We start from the raw sequence: 23,962 nt of genomic DNA on the forward strand, positions 1-23,962 counted from the left end.
TTTTAGCCTTAAAGTTGACACTGATGTATGGCGTGTCTCTATATTTTATGGTGCTTTATTTTATGGTGCTTTTTATAACGTCCGAATCACCCGGCAAGGGTTCCCCGCCGCAACAACTCGTTCAGGAATATTATTAACAACAACGCTCCCCGCTCCAATGGTCGTATTGTCGCCAATTTCTACCCCTGGACAAATAATAGCACCCCCTCCAATCCAAACATTATGACCAATTTTAATCGGTGCAGCTAGTTCTTTTCCTGTTAGACGTAATTCAGGCTCAATGGGATGATAAGCGGTATAAATTCGAACATTAGGTGCTAATAAAACATGGTCACCAATTTCAACAAAATTACAATCTAAAATGATACAATTATAATTCATATAAACATTATTTCCCAGTTTAATATAACACCCATAATCACAATAAAAGGGGGGAGTAATATATAAATTATCTCCGATTTTATTGAATAATTCTAATAGAATTTCTTGACGATTTTCTAATTGTTCTTCTGTTGTATTGTTGTATAAACGAGTCAGTTTAGAAGCTCGTTGGCGGGCACTAATTAAATCAGCATCATTAGCGAAATATAATGCCCCTGATAGCATTTTTTCTTGTTCAGTTTGGGAGATATTTTCCATAATATTAATCAGTATTAATCCAACGTAAAACAGAAGCAATTGCACGATTGACAAAACTATTGGGTTTCTCTTCAATAATTTTGCGTTGAGCTTTATCCCGTTCTAATTCTAACCTAGCAATTAATCGTTCTCCTTTTTGGTGACGAACTAACGCTACTAAATAATCATGGGTCAGTTGATATCGATCATCAGGAATATCAGGAATATGTAAAATTAATCCTTCTTCAACTAAAACTTCTAATAAAGGTTCTATTTTACTAAATTCTGTATCTAATTCTTCCGCTAGTTCTTTGCTAGTTTTTAGCAGGCGGTGTTCTTGCTCGTTGGTTAACCCATACAAAATTTTAATTGCTGTTCGTTCATTTTTAGCACTACAATCTCGAATAACTTCATCTAAAAAATGTTCTAATAATTTTTGCTTGGGATGTTCTCCAAGCTGTTCATATTGATTTAAAGTTTGAATATCATGAGCTTGTAATTGAGTCCCAATTAATTGAAGTTCAATGGGTCGGATACGATCAATATCAACGGTTAAATCCCGAAGCAATTGAGACATTAAATCAGGTTCTATTTTAAATTGAGCGCGTTCAATTTGATTTTGAATGAACGTTTGTGCTTGACTTACTGTAAAGTTTTCTAAACCATAAATCACCTTTTTGGAGAGAATCTCAGAGTGAATAATATCCTCTAGGTTAGTACGATGAGCGCATTCTAGTAAATAATGTAAAGCATCAGTTCTTAAACAAAGTAACACCGTAATTGAAGTCAGCATCAAACTTTCTTTTAAAAATTCATAAAAAGGTAATCGTTGTTCTAACTGCTGACAAACCACAAAAAACTCTTCAAACTGATCAAAAATTAATACCGTTGGAATCTGATTTTGATCATTTTGCTTAAGTAAATTTAAAACCGGATTCAAGTTCCAGGTTTTGGGGTTTGGTTCTCGTAACCAATCCGTATAAATTCGCAGTAAAATAGGTCGAGCAATACTAGGATTTCGAGACCGTTGTTCTAACAACATCGGGACAATTCCTGCATTGAGTAATGAACTTTTTCCAACGCCAGATTCTCCCTGAAGAACAATCAGTTTATTGTCGGGGTTTTGAATCCGTTCTAATAAAGTATGAACATCCTTTAAACGATTAGAATTTTCTATTTCTAAAGCAATAGACTGTTGTTTATGATTCGGGTGGGATTGAGGTTGCAATGTCCGCACCCCAATAAAAGCTCGTAATCCATATTGATATTCAATTCTAATTTTTTCTTCTTTTAAACGGGAAGCTTGAGTATATAAATCTTGATCCAAATACAGCTTATGTAAGGCTGTTAAAATTTTTAAATAACCTTTAGGATCATCCTCAACATTGCTTTTTCGTAAAGCTTCTTCTAATTGGTTAACTGTTGTTTGCCATTGTTGAAATTCCTGTTTGGATTCTGCTAGTAAATAAAGATAAGGATTATGAGATTCTGTGCTGGTACTCATTGGATCATCATAGATTGATTGACCTTGAATTGCTAATGCTAACTCCGCTAATTGATTGGCGTGTGCCCACTTGGATTCATGCAAAGCAGCTTCGGCTAAAAAGCCATAATCTTGTGCTAATTGGGCTTCTGAACCATAAGATATATGTAAATTAATCGCTTTTTGAGCCACTTTTTGTAAGGTTTCCCAGTCTTCTAGGTGTCGTAAAACTTCACCTAATTCTCCAATGAATTTAGAGACCAAATCAGGGCGATTAGCTTTTTCAAAAACGGTTATACATTGCTCAAAATAAATTTTTGCTTCTTGCCAATTTATATTTTTTTCTGCGCTGGTATTAGACTGAGCTAAAGAGATAAAACATAACCCGACATGAAATAAAATTCCACCCATTTGTTCAATAAATTGATTGGGAAGAATCGTGTCAAGGTCAGGACGAGATAGCATTTCTAAATCGCCTTGAGCTAAAGCCGATGGCCAATATTCTAAACTGCGACGATAATGATAAAGAGTCGATTCTAAATCTTTATTCTCATAAGCTTCTCGGCCTAAAATAAATTGTAATCCAGCGATTAAGGTGGGTAATATTTGCTGATAGTTATTTTGTCGGGCTTCTTGAAGAATTGCTTTGAATTCAGGATAAGATTCTCCCAAAATCACAACATTGGGTTTAAACAGGGGTGTATTTGGATCTAAAATGTCCGTAAAGATCTGCTCAACACAGCGATTGAGAAATAAAATAGATGAAGAGGATGTATGACTGGGAACTGGTTTGGGGCCGTTGATATCGCTCATACTATTGCCTCAAATCGGGCGCGATCACTTAAATTATTAATAGTGTGACATTTTTTAGAGGAAAAAACAACTGTTTTGACTAGAATCAGGGTATCCCTACTGATACCAAAGGATACCCCTTTAAACCTTAAACCGTTGGGTTAGCTCTATCTGCAATTTTACTCAACTATAATAGGCATTTATTATGAGCCGCTTCTAAAGTTTTCACATACTCAGAATTCTTGCCATACAGTCCTGTTAAGATATTAACGGTTTCTTCGATTAATATCAAAGAATTGACGGTATTGATCCAAGATATATCTCCTTCAGGAAGAATCATGCCATAAAATTCACAAGTTAGAGGTTCCTGGGGAACTAAAGCATAATCTTGAGTGGAAATGGCTGGATTTCTTAATACTTCCCCAATTAATAATAATCCATCACTGGCAAAGGCATTCAGACGACCTTGAACCACATCTTCCACAGCATTTTTTCGACCGTCAACTCCTGGATATTCCACAACTTTTGCTAAAGAATAACGACTGCTAATAAACTGTTGAGTTAAAGAGGCAGGTAGAACCCCAATGGAAATATTTTCTAAAGCTCCTGATGGTTGAATATAAGCTTGGTTATCCGGTCGAACTAATAAATGAACTCCCGTTGCTAAAAAGCGATCAGAATAGACAATTCCAGGGGGAAGATTTCGCATAATTGTATTAGGGCCACATTCTAAATGCACTTTTCCCTCTTTTACCAATTGTTCTCGATTTTCCAAGGTTGAGGGGATGAATTGTACCTCAATCGGTTGATTGAGTTGTAACTGATCTTGTAATCGTTTTCCTAATAATTCCATTAATTCAATACAATATCCTTCCCATTTTCCATCGGCAGAAACAAATCCTAATGGGGGTGCATCTTGCCGAATTCCAGCTTTTAAAACTCCGGTTCTTTTGATGTCTTCTAAAACTGTTCCAGCTAAACTGGGTAACGGTAAAAGTACCGATAAAATTAAACTCAATGCCATCGTGGCTAGTTTGGTTTTCATGTTATGATAGATCCCTACAAACACAGTAATCGAATCTAGCTTACCGCAAAAATGATCAGTCAGCCGGAACAGATCTAGCCGTTGTAAACGGGATTCAGTTGGCAAGGGACAAGGAAAACGGTAATATTTTTTAATCCCAACAGAGTAGTAACAGAATATGGATTACGATTTAGTGATTATTGGTGCCGGAGTTGGTGGACATGGGGCTGCTATCCATGCCGTCGGTTGTGGCTTAAAAACCGCGATTGTTGAAGTAGCTGAAATGGGAGGAACCTGTGTAAACCGGGGCTGCATTCCCTCCAAAGCGTTATTAGCCGCATCAGGACGAGTTAGAGAATTACACGACACCCATCACTTAAAAAACTTAGGGATTCAGTTAGGACAAGTCAGTTTTGATCGTCAACAAATTGCCAGCCATGCTAACAATATTGTCACTAAAATTCGGGGTGACATGACCAATAGTTTAAAACGCTTAGGCATTGATGTCATTCAAGGTTGGGGAAAGGTTGCAGGGCCGAATAAAGTCACCGTTGAAACCAGCAATGGTGAAAAAATAATTACGGCTAAAGATATTATTTTAGCACCGGGTTCTGTGCCCTTTGTACCCCCTGGAATTACGATTGATCATCAAACGGTTTTTACCAGTGATGAAGCGATTAAATTAGAATCCCTGCCGCAATGGATTGCCATTATTGGAAGCGGTTATATTGGATTAGAATTTTCTGATGTTTATACCGCTTTAGGTTGTGAAGTGACGATGATTGAAGCGTTGGATCAATTAATGCCAACCTTCGATCCTGATATTGCTAAATTAGCCCAACGAGTTTTAATTACGCCTCGTGATATTGAAACCAAAGTTGGCAAATTAGCCTTAAAAGTTACCCCCGGTTCTCCGGTTATTATTGAGTTAGCAGATACTAAAACCAAAGAGGTTGAAGAAGTCTTAGAAGTGGATGCTTGTTTAGTCGCCACCGGACGCATTCCTGTTAGTAAAAACTTAGGGTTAGAATCGGTTCATGTCGAACCCATTCGGGGCGGTTTTATTCCCACCAATGATCACTTAGAAGTGTTATCTGGTGGTGAACCTGTTCCCCATTTATGGGCAATTGGAGATGCTACGGGTAAAATGATGTTAGCCCATGCTGCATCCGCCCAAGGAATTGCTGTTGTAGAAACAATTTGTGGGCGTTCTCGTCAAGTCGATTATCGCAGTATTCCCGCCGCAGCGTTTACCCATCCAGAAATTAGTTATGTCGGTTTAACCGAACCCGCCGCTAAAGAATTGGGAGAAAAAGAAGGGTTTGAAATTGCTACGGTCAGAACTTATTTTAAGGGTAATTCTAAAGCCATTGCAGAAGGAGAAACGGAAGGAATGGCTAAAGTGATTTACCGTAAAGATACGGGTGAATTGTTAGGGGTTCATATCTTTGGTCTTCATGCTTCTGATTTAATTCAAGAAGCCGCAAATGCCATGTATCAACGTCAATCTGTTCACGATTTAGTCTTTTCTGTTCATACCCATCCTACCCTTTCAGAAGTGTTAGATGAAGCGTATAAACGGGCTGTTGTTGGGGTTGGCGGTCATTAATTAATTGATCTGATTAAACCCCGTAAGGGCAGGGTTTTCCTGCCCAAATTTAAACCTCGTAGGTGTCCCCCTTGTCTTCTTGTCCCCTCATCTTCCCATCAAAGTTAAGAAACATCAAGAAATATTAACGGGAATCGTTAGAATTGATATAGCGACAGAATCCTGTCTGAGACTTAACGGCTGATTCTGTTGCGAATCAACTCGCACCCGCATCTGTCATGTTAACTGGCCCAAAAGAGGAAACTGCACAACGTAATGGTGAGGTTAAACATCCCGTTCAGTTTTCGGAAGTTCCCCAACGGCGATGGAAACCCTGGATTATTGCAGTGCTGGCGACAGGACTGTTGAGCATTCCCGTTGCGTTGCATTTGGTTAAAAGTCGTTCCCAAGTGAATCCAGATCTGATCACAGCCCTGACGGTTCCTGTGGAAGCGAAGGATTTAACCGTTAAAATCACCGCTAGTGGTGTGGTGCAACCTGTCCGCCGGGTGAACCTCAGCCCCAAAACCCAAGGGCGGTTAGCACAATTATATGTCGAACAAGGCGATCGCGTCCAAGCCGGAGAAGTGGTCGCTCGGATGGAAAGTGGCGAAATTGAAGCCCAACTCCAGCAAGCCGAAGCTCGTTTAGACCGTGCTCAAGCTAATTTAGACAAACTGCAAACGGGAACCCGACCAGAAGAAATAGACCAAGCCCAGGCTCGGTTAAATCAAGTGAAAGCGAATTTAGCTCAACTGCGAGCGGGAAGTCGTCCCGAAGAAATTGCTCAAGCTCAAGCTCGTTTAAGGGAAGCTCAAGCTCGGTTTAAAGACGCTCAATCTGGTAGTTTAAATGATGAGATTGCCCAAGCAAAAGCCCGAATTGATGCTAACGAAGCTGAATTAAAATTAGCATCAGAACGGGTACGACGCTATCAAGATTTAAAAGGAGAAGGGGCAATTTCTCAGGATCAATTAGATGAATATTTGCGGGATGAACGACGGTTACAAGCTGGACAAAATGAAGCTGAAAAACGCTTAGAACAATTACAAGAAAGTCGGCGATCGCAAATTCAACAACGACAAGCCAATGTTGAACAAGAACGTCAAGCTTTAAATCAATTAGAAAAAGGAGCTCGTTCTGAAGAAATTGACCGGGCGGAAGCTGAAGTGGCGGAAGCTGAAAGTAAATTAAACGAGTTATTAAATGGGACTCGTTCTGAAGAAATTGCCACTGCAAAGGCTGAAGTTGATGAAGCGAAAGGTCAAGTTAAATTTTATCAAGTGCAACTAGAAGATACTAAAGTTCGTGCTCCCTTTGCCGGAATTATTACCCAACGTTATGCCGTTGAAGGGGCGTTTGTGACTCCGGCGACTTCGGCTTCTGATGCCAGTTCGGCGACCTCGACTTCAATTGTCGCCTTAGCGAAAGATTTAGAAGTGTTAGCGAAAATTCCAGAGGCAGATATTGCTCAAATTAAACCCAATCAACCTGTTGAAATTATTGCCGATTCTTATCCCGATCAAGTGTTTAAAGGTCGAGTTAATCTGATTGCACCCGAAGCCGTTAAAGAACGGGATGTTACCTTATTTCAAGCTCGAATTTTGATCGAAACAGGAAAAGATCAACTTCAGTCGGGAATGAATGTGGATTTACGGTTTATTGGGGAGAAACTTAAACAAGCGTTAGTTGTTCCCACCGTTGCCATTGTCACCAATAAAGGTCAATCGGGGGTATTACTTCCTGATGAAAATAATAAACCAGAATTTCACCCCGTTACTATTGGTTCTCAAATGGGGAATCAAATTCAAGTGTTAAAAGGGTTACAACCGGGAGAACGAGTGTTTATCGAGTTACCCAAGGGACAAAAATTAGAGGATATTTTTAAAGGAAAAATTGATCAACCCTAGAAGTAGATTTAGGAAGTTTTCGGATTAGAATTTCCGATGGATATGAACTTGTACCTCCAGATAAATTGAGGGCGTTTTTATCCTTAATCATCGGGATTCTTCTTCGGAACTTTCGGAAATTTCAGGACTATCAATATCAGGAGATTCTTCAACTTCTGGGAAACTCAGGGTTTCTGGTATTGTATCCAGGGTTTCGGGTTGGAGCATCCGAATTTCGATTTGATCTAAACGAGGGCCATCAGTTGAAAGAACTGTAAATTCTAAATCATGATAACGGAATGTTTCACCGACGGTGGGAATTTTTTGAAGTTGATAAATTAAAAATCCTCCTAAAGTTTGATATTCTTCTGTTAAGGGTAAGTTTAAATCTAAACGTTCATTCAGTTCTTCTAAGTCTAATTGAGCTTGAACTAAAAAGGTTTGTTCATCAACAAATTGAACGGTAATATCTTCTGCTTCTGTGGGGTCAGAGCGATCGCCAATAATTTCAGCAATTAAATCTTGAATCGTGACTAATCCCGCCGTTCCACCAAATTCATCCACCACAATCACTAATTGTAACTGCGATCGCTGCATTAAAGATAATAACTCATTCAACGGAATTTGTTCAGAAATAAATCGCGCTGGGCGTACCCAAGGCGTAATTAAACTATTTTGAGATAATACCCCATCCGCTAAAGGTTTAGCTAAATCTCGAAAATCAATGGTTCCTAAAATATCATCTAAAGATTCCCCCATAATTGGATAACGAGAATGATTAGAAATCATCATTTCATTCAGCAATATTTGAAATGTGGCATCACTGGGAATAGCAACAATACTGGTACGAGGAACCATAATTTCTTCCGCCACCACATCCCCAAATTCAAACACATTATTTAATAATTGCCGTTCTTCAGCTTCTAAACCAATGGATTCACTGGATGTGGTAATAATTAATTGCAATTCTTCCGGCGTAACTCGTGTGTAGGGTTGTCCACTAAACTGAATTCCACAGAGTTGTAATAACCACCGGGTAGATTGATTTAAACTCCAAACAAAGGGTTTAAAAAAACGAGCGATCGCTAAACTCGGAGGAGCTAAAAACCGAGATAACTGTTCAGGATAAACTAATGCTAAAGACTTGGGATATAATTCTCCTAAAACAATTTGTAAATAAGCAATTAAGAAAAAGGCAAAAATCGGCAATACTAAAGAATGAGCGATCGCCTCTTGAAAAGCAGCAGGGAGAGGTAAAGGCGTCAGGATATCCTTTAACGTCATCGCCACCGTTGCTTCTCCAATCCATCCTAAAGCCAAACTTGAAAGGGTAATTCCTAACTGAGTGGTCGAAAGAAATAAATCGATTCGGCGTTGCAATTGTTGAACTGTTTTTGCTGGAGCATCTCCTTCATCTACCAGTTGATTAATTCGCGATCGCCTCACCGAAACCATCGAGAATTCGGCGGTTACAAAAAAGGCATTAATTGTAATTAAAAATAGCACTGAGAACAATCGCCCCAGTACATCTTGAGTTGTCAGAGTCATGAATCACCTTTTCAGAAAATCCAGAAGTCTATTGAGCCACTGGAATTCCTGACATCTGTAACTGCATTTTTTGGTCAGGATAATCGGTTAAACTCATGGTCAATTCTTTAGAATTTTCGACTAATGCTGTCGGAATTGTAACGGTTCCTGAATAGACTTTGCTATTGGGAGGTAATTGACCCGGTAATTCTTCAACACTCGCACTCAAAGCTCGACCCTTATCATCGGTAACATTTAAAAAACTATAAAGAAAGCGCACCGACTGTTGACTTTCATTTTTTAAATTAACACTTAAAACTAAAGAATTGCCCTGACGAGTCGCCTCCATTACTTCCAAACTCACCCCCCCATCACGGCTGACAATGGGAAACACCGATTTATTATTCGCTGATGCTGAGGCGGCGTTTTCAGTTTTCGGCTTTTGGGCTTGAGCAGAATTCGGCTTCTTGGCATTTTTGCCAGCACTTGCCACTTCTGTATCTTTGCCTTCCATACGTTTCTTGACCGTTGCCAAGATATCCTTTTCTTGCAGTAAGATCACGCCCTCATGGCGAGTGCCATTTTTACTTTTATTGGCTAAGTTGTTGGGGCGTACATCCGGTTGTGTAATTTCTTTTAACGCAGAACGACCCAAACCATAACCCCAAACCGCGCTGGTGAAGCCAGCCCCAAACATCATGGTCAGTAAAACGACAGTCAGAACAACAGTTGAATTTAGTCCCATCTCAAGATTTAGATATGATTTAACTCGCTATTTTAACGGCTAATGCCTTGAGGATATGCTATCACCTACACAGCCGACTCAAAATTTAAGCCGAATTAACAATCTTACCTGTGGGTATGGTATTCTATATATTGGAAGCGCCCTTGGCCGATTGGGGAGGCAGCGAACTCATAATTCGCCTTCAGACTGGTTCGATTCCAGTAGGGCGCACTTAAGTTATATCCTGAAATCTCTCACTGTGAAGGCGAATTACAGATTTTATTGACCTTGCCAAACATTTATTTTTTCCTTTACCACAATCGATAAAAGTTTGCCATCAGGGCTAAAGCTAATAGATAAACTATCATTACTACTTAACTCGCTAATAGCCTGCTGAGTTGCCAAATTCCAAAATTTAATTGTGCTATTATAACCCCCATCATAATCAGTTGATGTTAAAGTTGTGCCATCTGGACTAAAAGCAACGCCTACAACTTGTTGTTGATTAGTCTGAAGTGAAGCCAGAATTTTCCCAGTTGCTACATCCCAAAGTTGAATCGTTCGATCAGAAGCACCACTGGCTAAAATTTTACCATCTGGACTAAAAGCAATACTATTAACCTTTGTTGCTCCAGCTAAAGTGGCTTGAAGTTTTCCGGTGCTAACTTCCCAAAGTTTAACATTTCCATCGTTGCTGCCACTGGCTAAAATGTTACCATCGGGACTAAAAGCAACTGATCTCACTGGGGCTAAATGTCCTGTAAAATTAGCCAGTTGTTTCCCCGTCGTTATATCAAACAATTTGATTGTGCTATCCCCAATTCCAGCCACTAAAATTTTACCATCCGGGCTAAATTTTACAGAATGAACCCAATCAGGTGTTGTTAAAGTTGCGATTAATTTTCCCGTCTCAACCTCCCAAAGTTTGATTGTTGTATCATAACTGCCACTGGCTAATATTTTGCTACCCGGGCTAAACGCGACAGAGTAAACAGAAGATGAATGTCCTGTCAAAGTCATCCGTTCTTGTCCAATTACATCCCAAAGTTTAATTGTGTTATCATCGCTACCACTAGCTAAGGTTTTACCATCGGGACTGAATGCAACAGAACGAACTCGGTTTAAATGACCAATAAAGGAATGAATATAACTCGGTTTCACCCAAGAAACAGGGGTGACTGAGACTGGAACTGGAGATGGCTTTTTCGGCGGAGAAGGAACAACAGCATGGGTCGGGGGTGTGGTGGCGACGGGGGAGACAGTGACAGTGGGGGATGCTAAGGGTGTGGGTTCTGGCGTTGGAGTGACAGTGGGGGATGCTAAGGGTGCGGGTTCTGGTATGGGAGGGTTCGTAACGGCTACAGAAGGTTGCTCAACCGTTTCTACGGGGGAAGGATTAGAAGTTGTTAAGTTCTCCTGAGACTGAACATTCGCCAGAGCATCGATATATTTCCATAATTGAAATTTCCAGACCAGATATAAACTGCTTCCCATTCCTAGAAAAGATCCGAATAAAAATAAGGTAATAAATAACTTAAATCCTGATTTTTTAGGGGTGGTTTTAGGAGGAGTAATTGGTTTAACAGGGGTTTTGCTTTTTGTTTGTGAGATAACGGTTGTATTAATTTTTGGAGGTGGGGGAAGGGGTTTAGATTTAGATTGAGGGGGAATTTTTGGATCGGATACGGATTGAACTACAGTTGATTGAGGGGGTGGAACTGTTTTCTGGTTTAAAGCTTTTAATGCTGCTTCAGCAGATGAATAACGATCTTGCCAATCTTCTTTTAAACATTGATTTAAAACTTGTTTTAATTGAGGATCTTTTAACGGTTGCTTTAAATAGCTTTGCCATTTTTCTATCCAGCTATAACCTTGTTTTAACCAAAGTTCATGGGGGCTAACTCCAGTTAATAACTGAAAACAAGTAGCGCCCAAACTAAATAAATCACTGGCTGGGTATGCTTCTCCGGCTTGTATTTGCTCAAAAGGTGCATACCCAAAGGAACCTAAACGAGTTCCGATTTGGGTTGTTACTTTCGCGGTGGCTGATAGTTGTTTAGAAACGCCAAAATCGATTAATACAAATTCTCCTTTACCCCCTGAACGAGAACGTCGCATAATATTCTCAGGTTTGATATCCCGATGAATGACTTGTTTACTATGAATATCCTGAAGGACGGGAAGCAGTTCTAGTAGTAAATGTTTAATTTGTTTTTCATTCCAAAGTCCTTGAATTTGTAATTCCTGTAATAAGTTTTGACCTTCAATATATTCTTGAACTAAATAAAGTTGTTCTTCAACTTCAAAATAAGCATAAAGTGTAGGAATATGGGGGTTATTTTCACCTAATGATTGTATTCGTTGAGCTTCTTGCTGAAATAATTCAATTGCTTTTTTTAGAGCCCAGGTTCCTTGTACTTTCGCGGCTAACTGTTTAATCACACAAGGCGCATTTAACCGATCTAGATCTTCCCCGCGATAAGTGCGACCAAACCCTCCCTCTCCGAGAAAATCAGTGGGTCTGTAACGGTCTCGTAATCGTTCAATTAATTTTGTACCACAACTTTGACAGTAGGTTATTCCTTCTGGGTTTTCCGGTTGATCACAGGTTGGATTTAAACAGCAAACCATAATTTTAGCTCTGGTATTAACGTTGATTATCCATCAAAAGGAGTCTGGTCTCCTCTTCTATAATTATACGTTTAATGTTTGAACTTTATGCCATTCGATCTAACCTTTCTCAAATCCCCCTATTAAAGAGCGCTCGCTGATTCTTGACTAACTTCAATAAAATTGTTAAAATCAATATAATATTGAGGTTAAATTGCATAATGTTAACTAACTCTCCTCCCCTAATCACTTCGGTTAATAAAGTTAATTATGAAGTGGGGATCAAAAGACTGAAAAATGGGAAATATCAAACCTTTGTTTTAGACTATCCCAGTTTAAAAGCATCAGCTAATAGCAGAGATGAGGCCCTCCAAAAATTATCTCAGCGTCTCCAAGCATTTTTTAAGGATACAGAAATTATTCAATTAGAAATTGAAATTCCTCAACCTGAGCATCCTTGGTTACAATTTGCGGGAATGTTTGAAAATGATCCTCTATTTGAGAAAGTGTTAGAGGCTATTCAAGATTACCGTAACGAAATTGATGCCGAGGAGGAATAATTATGAATTTATGGGTTTTAGATACAGATCATGTTTCTGAATTTCAGAGAAGGAATTCTAAGGTTGTACAGCGTATTTATAGAATTAATCCCAATAATATAGCTGTTACAATTATTAGCGTAGAAGAACAAGTTAGAGGACAGCTAAAAGTAATTAACGAGATGAATAACTTGAAATCAGGTGATAGCTTAGTACAAGCTTATGCAAACTTAGGGAAAACAGTGAAATTTTTTCACAATATTCATGTCCTTGATTTTGATCAGCAAGCTTGTAACTGTTATACAGAATTAAAACGTCAAAAAATTAAGATAGGAACACAAGATTTAAAAATTGCTTCTATTGTTCTGTCTCAACAAGGAATTTTAGTCACTCGTAACCGGAAAGATTTTGAAAAAATACCGAATTTATTAATAGAAGATTGGACAGTTTAACCCTTAACTTTCTGCAATGCGATCTAAGCGTTCACGAATAGCCAAATTAAAGAGCGATCGCACCGACATCCATAACCCTAATATTGATAAAAGTAAGACCAATACCGCCCATCCTTGATAATTTCCAATTAATAAAATCGCTCCCGCAATTAAAGTAAATCCTGTCCAACAGATATAAATTAAACTTTTTAACGCTAAATTAATTCGTTTTAAGGCGCGATCGCTTTCCACAGACCTGACTCTAATTTGTAACTCGCCTTCTTCCAAACGTTCTTCTAAACGTCGAATTAAAACCTCTGTTTTACTCGGTTGTTGTAATCTAAATTTAATAAAATCTCGTGCTTGTTTTGCTAACTCTCCGACTAAATTACCCCGTTGTTGAGAAATTGTTAAACTCTTGACAAAGGGTTGAGCACAAGCGACTAAACTATATTTAGGGTCTAATGTTCTGGCTAGACCATCTAAGGTGGTTAAAGACTTTAAAATAAACATCATTTGAGCAGGTAAACGAAAGGGTTGCTGCTCAAACATGATATAAATTTCTTCTTTAATTTGATTAAACATCTGAAAATCAACGGGTTTTTCCGTAAATTCTTCTAATAAAAACTTTACCATTTTTCTCACGGGTTTCATATCAGATACAGATTCAATTAATCCAATATCAATTAAAGTATCTAGCACCACATCTGTATCTTTTTTTAAGACCGCAAAAAAGGCTTTAATCATTTGATCTTTGGCTAAAGCTTTGACTTCTGCCATCATGCCAAAATCATAAAAAATTAAATTCCCATCCACACTAACCGCAATATTTCCGGGGTGAGGATCGGCTTGAAAAAAACCATCCTGAAGAATTTGTTTTAAATAACAACAAATCCCTAACTGATTTAACCGTTTAACATCAATTCCATAGGCTAGTAATTTGTCTCGATCATCCGCTTTAATTCCCGGTAAATATTGCATTGTTAAAACTTTATGGGTGGTATATTTCCAATACACTTTAGGAACTAAAATACCTGGATAATTTTTAAAATTTTCTCGGAAGCGATCAGCATTTTTACCTTCTTTAATATAATCAATTTCTTGATATAAAATCATAAAAAATTCATTATATAACTCATCAAGATTATAAAGCTTTGACCAACTAAAATTCTGTTGACAAAACTGAATCATTCGTCGGACTGCTTGCATATCTAAATCAAATAATTGTTTTAACCCTGGACGCTGGACTTTAACAATGACATCTTCTCCGGTATGCAGTCTGGCTTTATGAACTTGTCCTAAACTCGCTGCCGCTAACGGTTGTTCATCAAAATCTCGATATAATGTAAATAAAGAGTTGCCTAATTCGGCTTCAATAATAGCAACGGCTTGATCACTACTAAAGGGTGGAACTTTATCTTGTAATTTCTCTAATTCTTCAACATATTCTAAGGGTAAAATATCGGCTCTTGTCGATAAAGCTTGGCCAATTTTAATAAAAGTTGGCCCTAAATCTAACATGGTTTTAACTAACCAACGGGCTCGTTTTTGTTTCTGTCGAGAGGTATTATTAGCAAGGCTTCTATCCCACCACAAAAAGAACATAAACAGTCCGCAGGCGGTGAAAACATCTAATTGTCTCGTTAAGGGAGAATATCGAGTTTTTTGCCAGCGAAGCGGTTTAGAATCAAGTTGAGTGAGCATGGGAAAGATTAGATAAGAATGAATAAAATTTGAGCCGTTAGAAATCAGTTTTTAGGATTGCATTACTGAGGCATTTATTGAGAATTTTCGAGCTAGGGCACTGCGGGGTAAAACACGCTGAACTTCTTCAACAGTTGTCGCTCCAGTTGTTACTTTTTCAATGGCAGCCATGCGAAAGGATAAAAAGCCAGTTTCATGTAAATAACGATGTAATTCTGTTAGGGTTCCTTCATAAATAATTTGACGAGTTCGATCATCTACAGCTAATAATTCTACTATCGCTTCTCGCCCTGAATAGCCTGAATAAAAGCAGTTAGAACAGCCTCGACCTTTGCGCCAACTGCTGGGGTTTGCTTCTTTTAATTCTAACCCTAAAAGGTCTAAATCTATCGCCGTTGGGGTATAAGCTTCGGCACAGTGGGGACACACGCGACGGGTTAACCGTTGTCCGACAATTCCTAATAAAGCATCACTAATTAATCCCGGATCAGGGCCGATATCTTTTAATCGAGGAATTGCACCAATAGCATCATTAGTATGCAAAGTTGTTAACACTAAATGACCGGTTAATGCGGCACGGACAGCAGTATCTGCGGTATCGCGATCGCGGATTTCTCCTACCATAATAATATCAGGATCTTGTCGCAAAATCGCCCGTAATCCCGCAGCAAATGTCATTCCTGCTCGTTCATGAACTTGAGTTTGAGTAATGCCGGGTAAAACATATTCAACGGGATCTTCAACCGTAACCACATTAACATTTTCTGTTGCAACGGCTAACAAACTATTATAAAGGGTGCTGGTTTTTCCTGACCCCGTTGGCCCGGTGAAAATAATCATTCCCTGGGGTTGACAGAGCCAACTTTTATAAATATTAAGTGTTTTTTCAGAAAAGCCTAAATCCTGTAATCCAGAAAAGGGATTTTCTTGAGGTAATAATCGAATAACGGCTTTTTCTCCCCCCACACAAGGCAGGGTACTCACGCGCATATCGAGGGCTACTTGTAAGTCTTGTTCAGAGACATAATTCTCTCCAATTCTACCATCTTGGGGGCGACGACTTTCAGCAATATCCATATTAGACATAACTTTAATTGCCACAATCACTTTGCGTCCAATATCCGCAGGTAAGAGGGTAATATTGCGAAGTAAACCATCAATTCGATAGCGAACTCTTAAGCCGTCTTGAGAAGGTTCTAAATGAATATCGCTGGCACGATTTCTTAAAGCTCCTGAAATTAAGGTTTTAATTCGAGTTAGCTGATCGGCTGCTTTTGATAGATATAATTCTGTGGTTTCACTAACATTTTCTGATTCTAATTCTCCCGTTAAAGGGTTAATTAATGGGGTGGAACTAATGCGATGGGGGTCAAGATTTTGGGCATGATACCAAGCGCGATAACTTTTGTCATCAATGGGGATAATTTTAATATCAGAAAAGGTGCGATCGCCCATCATTCTCAAGGCATCCATTGAGACTTCTACCGGACAGCCTAAATAATAACAATTTCGCCATAATAATAACGGAATCACGGGGGGTAAAATGTTGCGATCAGGAAATTCTCGAAAAAATCTGAAACTGACATCCCGATCTAATAATTTTAGGTTTAAAATTCCCTGGTCATCAACTAAATTTTTTAAAGCTTGTTCACAGGTAATACTTTGATTCCTCAGTTGTTGCCAAGCTGATAAAACGGGTGTGCTTGAAGTCATAGGGTTAGCTCTGGGATGAAGGTGATGAAATTTAAAGTCAAGTTGAGAAATACTGAGACACTAATCGCTCCTCTAAAATAATTATAAAGGGAAGGAATATTTTTTAAACTTTTTTAACTTCAATCCTTCTCATCTATATCAACAGGACACAATTAACGCATAATAGAGAATGAACTCCCATCGGGCACTGTTATTCGCTCAACTGTTAAATTTATGAAAGGACGCTCATTTCCTAAAATTTTAGTGATTGGTCTAGTCGTTTTGGGACTCCTGGGAATTGGGGGGTTTTATTGGCTGTCGGGTCAAAATCCCGCCTCCTTAGTAACAGGTAGCACAAAAACAGCCCCAGAGGCGGCGATGTTTGTTCCTCGAACTGCACCCGCAATGGTTTCATTATTAGTGAATCCAGATCGGTTAGAATCCGTTGGAAAGATTTTAACCTTTTCCCAAAAAAGTAATAATAATCGAATTCAACTAAACCCAATTAAAGAAAGTCTTTTAACGAACACAGGGTTAAATTATGGTCGGGATATTCAACCTTGGCTAGGAAATGAAATCACTTGGGCATTAGTTACCCCCGATGTAGATCGAGATCCAAATAATGGTCAACAACCGGGGTATTTTGTCGCTTTATCAACCAGAAATTCTCAAAAAAGTCAAGAAGTTATAGATCAATTTTGGCAGAAACAAGAAAAAGCCGGATTAGATATTATTTCTGATCAATATCGAGGAGTTAAATTAGTTTATCGTAGACCCTTTGAAGGGAATATTGATGATGCACCGAGTTTAGTCACCGCCATGATTAATGATCGCTTTGTGTTATTTGCCAACTATCCCAAAGTGATGAAAGAAGCGTTGAATACGGTACAAGCTAATCTAAATTTAAGTCAATCGGAATCTTATCAAAAAGCTTTACAAGAATTAAAACCCAGGGGAGTTGGATTTGGATTTTTTAATTTAGGAAATTGGCAATTAGTCACTGACCAACCGGAAGAATTTATTAGTCAACAACCCAGTTTAGCCGTATCTTTAGGAATTAACCCGAAAGGACTTTTAGCAGAAACGACATTAATTACAGCCCTAGAATCAGATACGATTAATCCTTTTCCTGCCTTTTCCAAACCTGTAGAAGCATTAAACTATATTAGTGCCAATAGTCCCTTATTAATTGCCGGAAAAGACTTAAAACAACTCTGGACAGACTTCTCAAAAATTGTTTCAGTAAATCCAGCTTTAGCAGAATTTGTTGACCAACCCATAGAGGGAATTAAAACCTTATGGGGGTTAGATTTACCTCAAGATATTTTTAGTTGGGTAACGGGAGAATATGCCTTAGCGGTTGTTCCTCATGGGGATGAAAACTGGGACTGGGTTTTTGTCGCCGAACGTTCAGAGAATGCGGCTCAATCGATTGAAAATTTAGATAAAATAGCGACAGCACAAGGCTATAGTGTGGGGTCATTTAATCTTAATAATAATACCCTTTCAGCTTGGACAAAATTAACCCCGGTGGTTTTGGAGAAAAAGGATAAAACGAAAACCCAAACCCGGTTAATTCAAGCTAATGCAAAAGGAGTCCATTCAACAGTCGGGAAATATGAAATTTTTACCACTTCTGTTGAAGCTATGGATGAAGCCTTAGAAGTGGCAAAAACGGCAAATATTATTACTCAAGATCCCGATTTTAAAGCCAGTCTTGAAGTCTTACCCCAAACCCATGACGGTTATTTCTATCTCAATTGGTTAACCAGTCGAGACTTTTTGAATCAACAATTACCTCTGTTTAAATTAGTGGAACTTTCCGCTAAACCCTTTTTTGATAATTTGCGATCGTTTACAATTAGTAGTAGCGATCGCGTGGGAAATGTTCAACACGCAACAGTATTTTTAAGACTGCGTTAGTTGATTCAATAAACCAAATTTATCGCCTTAATTTAGGAGCAAAAATTAAAGTTTTAGTTAAGAAATTCGATTTCTGTGTAAGTCCTAGCGGTGATGAAACAACAAACCCCATGTAGTTACGGACTCTCCTACATGGGGTTATTATTTTTTATGTAAAACCCCTATGAGAGATGGCTTTCTTCTGGTTTGTCCTTGGGGAAAATTTTATAGGGAGCAGCTTATATGAAATCTTTAAATGTTGGCTACACATCTCCCCCCTTTTTAAGGGGGGTTGGGGGGGATCATCTGTAGCGTTCATAATGGGATTTCATATTAATTATTAAACTGTTGAATTAATGGGATCTCAAGTTTTAGATTGATAATTTTAGGGTTTATTTAATGTTAATCTCCCTTTCCTAAAGCCTTTTGAATAATATCTTTAGTATCATTATCGGGGGGACGTTTTTCAAAATCTTTATGACTATAGATCCATAACACCTTAATAATTTTCTGTTCATCATTAAATAAATACATCAAGCGAATTTGTCCTGATGCCCCTAGACCATAAATTAATGAAAGTTTTCTAAATTGCCACCCTTCTTGAATAGGACAATTTTTAGGCAAAGGCTCGTTACGTGATTTAGGGAGTTGTGGATCACGAATAATTTCTTCTATCCACTGACTAATAAATTCAATAAATTTTTGCTTCTCTGACTGTGATTTGTATGATTTAACTATTTTTCCAAGAGTTCGTAGAAAATTTTCTTCTTTTTCAAGAGAGAAGGGAACTAAGCCAGTCATAGACTTCTCCTTGCTTTACATATTCAGGGGAACTCTTGGGGGTAAATGCTTTCTGAAGAAGATAGGAAACAATAGTTTTATAGTCAGGATGATTTTGTTCTATTTCTTCTAGCTTTTCCTGTCCTAAAGCTTTCATATCATCCTGTGAGATGGGCTCGGTTGAACGAGCTTCTTTAGGGAGTCCTTTACGCGCATTGATCCAAGGAAACTCTAAATGGGTCATGCCACTAAGATAGTAAGCATGATGCTCACCAAAATATTGCCAAACTTCCTCTAAAAGTTCTTTTTTCTCTTGACAAATATTTTCTAAAAAATCTGGCTCAGGAATATCTAGCTGCTGTGCTTCAAAACAGCTATAAAACTGATAAGCATTAGGACAGACAGGGCCATAACGCCAAGCCTGAATTTCCTCTTTAAATAAAGGTTGATCAAAAAGAGCTAAATGAAGGCTTTGAGCATAGTAGAGCAATTTTTGAACCTTCATGTTTGTCATGTCGGCTTCTTTCTCATCTTCATAAGCTTTGATGATGAAATATTTAGCGACATCAAGGCAACTCAACATAAGCCTCCCCCCTTCGGCATCTTTAAGCTTGCTGTTTTCATTATACCAACTCTCAAAAAAATTGTTAAGATTAAAGATTAACTGTTTTTTCAAGTGTGTGCTTAAAACTAGAAGCAAAGATGAAAACCGACTGAATAAAGGGCTAGATTTCAGCCTCTGAAGATTTGTCTAAGTTCACTAAGGGTAAGGCAATAGTTGGGTAGTTTTACGATGGACTATACACCCAAAAAAATCAAGATGGTGGGCATAGCCCACCGGAGAAGTTAACGATTTAAAACTTGTTTTAACGCCGATAATAATAACAGAACATTTTCAGGACGGCTATTATATCCCATTAACCCAACTCGCCAAACTTGACCCGCTAATTCTCCTAAACCATTGCCGATTTCAATATTATATTCAGTCAATAATTGACGAGAAATAGCTTTTCCATCTACTCCTTCAGGAATACGAACTGTTGTTAATGTGGGTAAACGATAATCTTCATGAACATGACACTTTAATCCCAAATCGTTTAACCCCTCCCATAATAATTTAGCATTGGTTAAATGACGATTCCAACTGGCTTCTAATCCTTCCTGTGCTAAAATTCTGAGAGCTTCTCGCAAAGCATAATTCATATTAATAGGGGCAGTATGATGATAGACTCGATCCTGACCCCAATATTGAGACAGAAGCGATACATCTAAATACCAATTCGCCACTTTGGTTGACCGATTTTTCAATTTTTCAACGGCGCGAGGACTCATGGTAAACGGCCCTAAACCAGGGGGACACCCTAACCCTTTCTGACTACAACTATAGGATAAATCCACGCCCCAACTATCTAAAAATAACGGCACACCGCCTAAACTGGTAACAGTATCAACTAATAACAAACAATCAAATTCTCGACACAATTCCCCTAACCCTTCTAACGGTTGACAAGCACCTGTAGAAGTTTCTGCATGAACCAGTGCTAACACCTTGGGACGATGGGTTTCTATCCCTTGGCGCAATTCTTCCAAACTAAACACCCGACCCCAGGGTTTGACTAATTTTCGCACATCAGCCCCATAACGGCCCGCCATATCGACTAACCGATAGCCGAAATACCCCATCACCCCCACTAACACCACGTCTCCAGGTTCAACAATATTCGCCAGAGTCGCTTCCATCGCCGCACTTCCCGTCCCACTCATGGGGATAGTCATGGGGTTATCGGTTTGCCAAGCATAGCGCAATAGGGTTTGTACCTCATTCATCAGTTGCAGAAAATAGGGGTCAAGGTGTCCGACGGGAGACATCGCCAAGGCTTGCAATACACGCGGGTTAGCATTGGATGGCCCAGGCCCTAGCAACAGACGGGGAGGAACATTCAATTCTGGAGGAATAACGCGATTTTTATCATTAACCGAAGGTGAAACTAAACTCATAAATTATTTTTGACTCAATACTATTATTGTGCTTTGACATCCGCCCCGGCGTAAACGCACGGGGATTCCATCTATTTCAACAAATCGAAAATCGATTAGTGCAGGCGTTTTGTTTTTAGACTTAAGAACGGGACTGACGGGGCTCGAACCCGCAACTTCCGCCGTGACAGGGCGGTGCTCTAACCAATTGAACTACAGTCCCTTGCTGTCGTTCTTTTTTTTGCGACAATTTTTATTATTACTGCTTTTTTTGAATTTGTCAACACCTCCTAGAAACTTTTTTTTGGGGGTCTGGATGGACTGTTGGCCAATGACCCAAGAAGGGGAAACGCTAGACTAAAGAAAATGAATCAGGAGCACTCAGGAGTGAATTTAGGGCTTAAACAGTTAGACGGATTAACTCAAAAACGACTGGAAACTTGGGTTAAGGAAGCCCAACGGCGGAGTCAATTGGGTCAATTACCCACCTATATTCCCCAATTAGCTCAGGTCAACCCCCAGGAATTTGGGGTACAAATCCTCACCCTGACCGGGAAATCTTACCAAACTGGAAACGCCACCCTCCGGTTTCCGTTGATGAGTGTGATTAAGCCGCTTTTATTACTTAATCGACTGGTGGAATTAGGAGAAGATGAGGTGTTCAAGCGGGTCGGTGTTCAACCTTCCGATCAACCCTTCAATTCCCTCGAACAACTTCAAACCGATGACGGATGGCCCCGTAATCCGATGTTAAATAGTGGGGCCATCGTTCTAGCCGCATTACTCCCCGGACAAAATGCCGATTCTCGCTGTGATTATCTCTGTTCTTGGTTAAATCAATTTGCCCATTGTGATCTCGTTTTAGATCAAGACATTCTGGAGTCGGTGCGTTCTGTTCCCAACCCCAAAAACCAAAGGCTGATTGCTACCCTACAAGCGTCCGGTTATATCGATAATCCTGATGTAACCCTCGATACCTATAACCAAATTTGTTGTTTATCAGCCACGATTTCAGATTTAGCTCAATTGGGTCTGTTATTAGCCCAACCCTCCCAGCCACAATGGCAAGTTTGCTGTCGTATGGTGAAAGCGTTAATGATGACCTGTGGGTTATACCAAGCATCAGGACAGTTTGCGGTACAGGTGGGACTCCCGACAAAATCGGGGGTAAGTGGGGCTGTATTATCGATTATTCCGCAACAAGGTGCGATCGCCTGTTACAGTCCCCCCCTTGATCCCGAAGGAAATTCTGTGGGGAGTTTATTTTTGATTCAAACAATGGCTCAAAGTTTAGGGTTAAGTGTGTTTAATTAGACTGAATCAATTGTCGAATTTCCTGAGCCGTTGCGGGTGCTAATAAAATCCCATTTCGATAATGTCCAGTGGCTAATAAAATATTAGAAAATCCGGGTAAATTGCCAATAACAGGAGCGGGAATCCCTTCAGGACGAGGACGTAACCCCGACCAGGTTTTAAGAATCGTTGCCTTTTCTAAAGCTGGACAAATGGCGATCGCTCCTTTTAATACTAAATCCAAGGGTTCAGGAGTCACTAAAATTTCTTGATCATTTTCAGGAAATTCAACCGTTGCTCCCACCCAATATTCAGCATTTCCTAACGGTACAATATGAACATCATTTCCCGTAATTACAGGTTCTAACCCTAATGTTCCTAACGGTTCAACACAACGAACTTGCAACGCTTGTCCCAAAACCGGACGAATTTTAATCGGTTTTTTACCTGAATTTTCAGTTTCCAGGGGAGAAATTAAGGGTGTTGTTCCTAACCCTGATGCCATCACAACCCAATCAGCATTTAAGTCTCCTTCAGAGGTTTTAATCCGTTGACAAACTTGTTGTTCGTCTGGGGTTTTTAATACTTCTAAAAACTCTACCGTTACACCAAATTGAAAGGTTACGCCTCGATGTTGCGCTGCTTCAACTAAAGTTAAGGTTAATTGCGTGGGATCTAGTTGTCGATCATCAGGAGAATAAACCGCACCGAACACTTTTTCTGTATTAATCTGAGGATAGCGAGTTTGAATTTCCGTTGGATTTAACCATTCTAATTCAAAGCCTTGGGAACGCCGTAAATTGATAAGATTATGCCATTTTTCTAATTCCTCTTCGGCATAACATAATAATAAAATTCCTTGACGATTAAAGGGAATTTTTTGACCTGTTATGGCTTCTAATTCGGGAATTAAGGTTTCATAACGTTGCATACTATACTGTCTCAGTCGCCAAGCTCGTCCTTTTGTTTTTTGGCTAATAATTCCTATTAAAACCCCTAATGAAGCTCCTGTTGAAGCTTGAGCCGGAGGGTTTTGATCAATGACTGTAATCTTTAAATCGGGATTTTGGGAAAGTTCATAAGCCAGGGTTGCCCCAACGATACCACAGCCAATAATAACGATAGAATTCATAACTCAAATTTTAGAAAATTTTACAATTTTACTACTTACATTCCACACTACAAAATATAATATATTAGATTTCAAACGTAGAGGTAGTAGAAATAGGAGCGCAGAGGGAAGTAAAAAAAAGGAGCAACGGTGTTGACACTCCTCGCGAATCAAGCGACGAGGATTCTTAAGTAGTCCAAATACGAACTCTTAATGGCGTAGTCAATGCACCACTACTGACTCCATCGAGATTTAATCCCAATGTTGCCGATACTTTA

Annotated in this window: 18 protein-coding genes and 2 tRNA genes; 7 read left to right on the forward strand and 13 right to left on the reverse strand. The window is 39.1% G+C overall.

Annotated features, from left to right (window positions below):
* Positions 1-72: 72 nt before the first annotated feature.
* The 3 genes from H6G57_RS20900 to H6G57_RS20910 form a co-directional block, all read right to left on the reverse strand.
* Complete coding sequence (locus tag H6G57_RS20900; RefSeq protein ID WP_242049047.1) at positions 73-639, reverse strand: sugar O-acetyltransferase; 567 nt, start codon at positions 637-639, stop codon at positions 73-75.
* Between the two features lie 4 nt (positions 640-643).
* The gene (locus tag H6G57_RS20905) at positions 644-2,914 is read right to left on the reverse strand and encodes a hypothetical protein (RefSeq protein ID WP_190522022.1); all 2,271 of its coding nucleotides are present in this window, start codon (positions 2,912-2,914) and stop codon (positions 644-646) included.
* 166 nt (positions 2,915-3,080) lie between these two features.
* Positions 3,081-3,938 carry an amino acid ABC transporter substrate-binding protein gene (locus H6G57_RS20910; RefSeq protein WP_190522024.1) on the reverse strand — a complete coding sequence of 286 codons (858 nt, stop codon included), beginning with the start codon at positions 3,936-3,938 and terminating at the stop codon, positions 3,081-3,083.
* A gap of 157 nt (positions 3,939-4,095) precedes the next feature.
* Between H6G57_RS20910 and lpdA the strand changes: the two genes are divergently transcribed.
* Positions 4,096-5,526, forward strand: a complete 1,431-nt coding sequence (gene lpdA, locus H6G57_RS20915; protein WP_190522026.1) for a dihydrolipoyl dehydrogenase — start codon at positions 4,096-4,098, stop codon at positions 5,524-5,526.
* 218 nt (positions 5,527-5,744) lie between these two features.
* Positions 5,745-7,415 (forward strand): efflux RND transporter periplasmic adaptor subunit, encoded by a 1,671-nt coding sequence (locus tag H6G57_RS20920; RefSeq protein ID WP_190522028.1) that lies wholly within the window; start codon positions 5,745-5,747, stop codon positions 7,413-7,415.
* 87 nt (positions 7,416-7,502) lie between these two features.
* On the opposite strand, the gene H6G57_RS20925 is transcribed toward H6G57_RS20920, so the two are convergent.
* A complete protein-coding gene (locus H6G57_RS20925; RefSeq protein ID WP_190522030.1) occupies positions 7,503-8,942 on the reverse strand; it encodes a hemolysin family protein in 1,440 nt (479 codons plus the stop codon).
* 28 nt (positions 8,943-8,970) lie between these two features.
* Positions 8,971-9,666 (reverse strand): hypothetical protein, encoded by a 696-nt coding sequence (locus H6G57_RS20930; protein WP_190522032.1) that lies wholly within the window; start codon positions 9,664-9,666, stop codon positions 8,971-8,973.
* A 137-nt stretch (positions 9,667-9,803) separates the two neighbouring features.
* Between H6G57_RS20930 and H6G57_RS20935 the strand changes: the two genes are divergently transcribed.
* Positions 9,804-9,876, forward strand: a tRNA-Met gene (locus tag H6G57_RS20935).
* Positions 9,877-9,924: 48 nt separating this feature from the next.
* Here H6G57_RS20935 and H6G57_RS20940 read toward each other — a convergent pair.
* Entirely contained in the window at positions 9,925-12,276 is a 2,352-nt protein-coding gene (locus H6G57_RS20940) for a serine/threonine-protein kinase (protein WP_190522034.1), read from the reverse strand.
* A gap of 200 nt (positions 12,277-12,476) precedes the next feature.
* On the opposite strand from H6G57_RS20940, the gene H6G57_RS20945 reads away from it, so the two are divergent.
* The gene (locus H6G57_RS20945; protein ID WP_190522036.1) at positions 12,477-12,815 is read left to right on the forward strand and encodes a type II toxin-antitoxin system HicB family antitoxin; all 339 of its coding nucleotides are present in this window, start codon (positions 12,477-12,479) and stop codon (positions 12,813-12,815) included.
* Positions 12,816-12,817: 2 nt separating this feature from the next.
* Entirely contained in the window at positions 12,818-13,246 is a 429-nt protein-coding gene (locus H6G57_RS20950; RefSeq protein ID WP_190522038.1) for a type II toxin-antitoxin system VapC family toxin, read from the forward strand.
* A 3-nt stretch (positions 13,247-13,249) separates the two neighbouring features.
* Here H6G57_RS20950 and H6G57_RS20955 read toward each other — a convergent pair whose 3' ends face one another.
* Entirely contained in the window at positions 13,250-14,929 is a 1,680-nt protein-coding gene (locus tag H6G57_RS20955) for an AarF/ABC1/UbiB kinase family protein (protein WP_190522040.1), read from the reverse strand.
* 51 nt (positions 14,930-14,980) lie between these two features.
* Positions 14,981-16,642, reverse strand: a complete 1,662-nt coding sequence (locus tag H6G57_RS20960) for a GspE/PulE family protein (protein WP_190522042.1) — start codon at positions 16,640-16,642, stop codon at positions 14,981-14,983.
* A gap of 213 nt (positions 16,643-16,855) precedes the next feature.
* Between H6G57_RS20960 and H6G57_RS20965 the strand changes: the two genes are divergently transcribed.
* Positions 16,856-18,544, forward strand: coding sequence for a DUF3352 domain-containing protein (locus H6G57_RS20965; protein ID WP_190522044.1), 1,689 nt, complete (start codon positions 16,856-16,858; stop codon positions 18,542-18,544).
* A 381-nt stretch (positions 18,545-18,925) separates the two neighbouring features.
* On the opposite strand, the gene H6G57_RS20970 is transcribed toward H6G57_RS20965, so the two are convergent.
* The 4 genes from H6G57_RS20970 to H6G57_RS20985 all read right to left on the reverse strand — a co-directional run bounded on the left by H6G57_RS20970 (position 18,926) and on the right by H6G57_RS20985 (position 21,503).
* Positions 18,926-19,324 (reverse strand): type II toxin-antitoxin system RelE/ParE family toxin, encoded by a 399-nt coding sequence (locus H6G57_RS20970; protein WP_190522046.1) that lies wholly within the window; start codon positions 19,322-19,324, stop codon positions 18,926-18,928.
* Positions 19,296-19,886: a Panacea domain-containing protein gene (locus H6G57_RS20975; protein ID WP_190522048.1), complete on the reverse strand. Its 591-nt coding sequence runs from the start codon at positions 19,884-19,886 to the stop codon at positions 19,296-19,298. Before H6G57_RS20975 ends, H6G57_RS20970 begins: the two co-directional genes overlap by 29 nt.
* A 263-nt stretch (positions 19,887-20,149) precedes the next feature.
* On the reverse strand, positions 20,150-21,301 hold the full coding sequence (locus tag H6G57_RS20980; RefSeq protein ID WP_190522050.1) for an alanine--glyoxylate aminotransferase family protein: 1,152 nt from the start codon (positions 21,299-21,301) through the stop codon (positions 20,150-20,152).
* Between the two features lie 128 nt (positions 21,302-21,429).
* Positions 21,430-21,503 (reverse strand) — tRNA-Asp (locus tag H6G57_RS20985).
* A 143-nt stretch (positions 21,504-21,646) separates the two neighbouring features.
* On the opposite strand from H6G57_RS20985, the gene glsA reads away from it, so the two are divergent.
* Positions 21,647-22,594 carry a glutaminase A gene (glsA, locus tag H6G57_RS20990; RefSeq protein ID WP_190522052.1) on the forward strand — a complete coding sequence of 316 codons (948 nt, stop codon included), beginning with the start codon at positions 21,647-21,649 and terminating at the stop codon, positions 22,592-22,594.
* Here the strand turns inward: glsA and H6G57_RS20995 are convergent.
* Positions 22,587-23,705 carry an FAD-binding oxidoreductase gene (locus H6G57_RS20995; RefSeq protein WP_190522054.1) on the reverse strand — a complete coding sequence of 373 codons (1,119 nt, stop codon included), beginning with the start codon at positions 23,703-23,705 and terminating at the stop codon, positions 22,587-22,589. The genes glsA and H6G57_RS20995 overlap by 8 nt on opposite strands.
* Positions 23,706-23,962: the final 257 nt, after the last annotated feature.

It is taken from the genome of Planktothrix sp. FACHB-1365 (assembly GCF_014697575.1).
GTDB lineage: Bacteria > Cyanobacteriota > Cyanobacteriia > Cyanobacteriales > Microcoleaceae > Planktothrix.

Coding starts and splice junctions, on each gene's coding strand:
- H6G57_RS20970 (WP_190522046.1), bottom strand. CDS start 19,324: ATGACTGGCTTAGTTCCCTTCTCTCTTGAAAAAGAAGAAAATTTTCTA.
- H6G57_RS20905 (WP_190522022.1), bottom strand. CDS start 2,914: ATGAGCGATATCAACGGCCCCAAACCAGTTCCCAGTCATACATCCTCT.
- H6G57_RS20920 (WP_190522028.1), top strand. CDS start 5,745: ATGTTAACTGGCCCAAAAGAGGAAACTGCACAACGTAATGGTGAGGTT.
- H6G57_RS20960 (WP_190522042.1), bottom strand. CDS start 16,642: ATGACTTCAAGCACACCCGTTTTATCAGCTTGGCAACAACTGAGGAAT.
- H6G57_RS20980 (WP_190522050.1), bottom strand. CDS start 21,301: ATGAGTTTAGTTTCACCTTCGGTTAATGATAAAAATCGCGTTATTCCT.
- H6G57_RS20945 (WP_190522036.1), top strand. CDS start 12,477: ATGTTAACTAACTCTCCTCCCCTAATCACTTCGGTTAATAAAGTTAAT.
- H6G57_RS20950 (WP_190522038.1), top strand. CDS start 12,818: ATGAATTTATGGGTTTTAGATACAGATCATGTTTCTGAATTTCAGAGA.
- H6G57_RS20975 (WP_190522048.1), bottom strand. CDS start 19,886: ATGTTGAGTTGCCTTGATGTCGCTAAATATTTCATCATCAAAGCTTAT.
- H6G57_RS20995 (WP_190522054.1), bottom strand. CDS start 23,705: ATGAATTCTATCGTTATTATTGGCTGTGGTATCGTTGGGGCAACCCTG.
- H6G57_RS20965 (WP_190522044.1), top strand. CDS start 16,856: ATGAAAGGACGCTCATTTCCTAAAATTTTAGTGATTGGTCTAGTCGTT.
- H6G57_RS20900 (WP_242049047.1), bottom strand. CDS start 639: ATGGAAAATATCTCCCAAACTGAACAAGAAAAAATGCTATCAGGGGCA.
- H6G57_RS20910 (WP_190522024.1), bottom strand. CDS start 3,938: ATGAAAACCAAACTAGCCACGATGGCATTGAGTTTAATTTTATCGGTA.
- H6G57_RS20930 (WP_190522032.1), bottom strand. CDS start 9,666: ATGGGACTAAATTCAACTGTTGTTCTGACTGTCGTTTTACTGACCATG.
- lpdA (WP_190522026.1), top strand. CDS start 4,096: ATGGATTACGATTTAGTGATTATTGGTGCCGGAGTTGGTGGACATGGG.
- H6G57_RS20955 (WP_190522040.1), bottom strand. CDS start 14,929: ATGCTCACTCAACTTGATTCTAAACCGCTTCGCTGGCAAAAAACTCGA.
- H6G57_RS20925 (WP_190522030.1), bottom strand. CDS start 8,942: ATGACTCTGACAACTCAAGATGTACTGGGGCGATTGTTCTCAGTGCTA.
- glsA (WP_190522052.1), top strand. CDS start 21,647: ATGAATCAGGAGCACTCAGGAGTGAATTTAGGGCTTAAACAGTTAGAC.
- H6G57_RS20940 (WP_190522034.1), bottom strand. CDS start 12,276: ATGGTTTGCTGTTTAAATCCAACCTGTGATCAACCGGAAAACCCAGAA.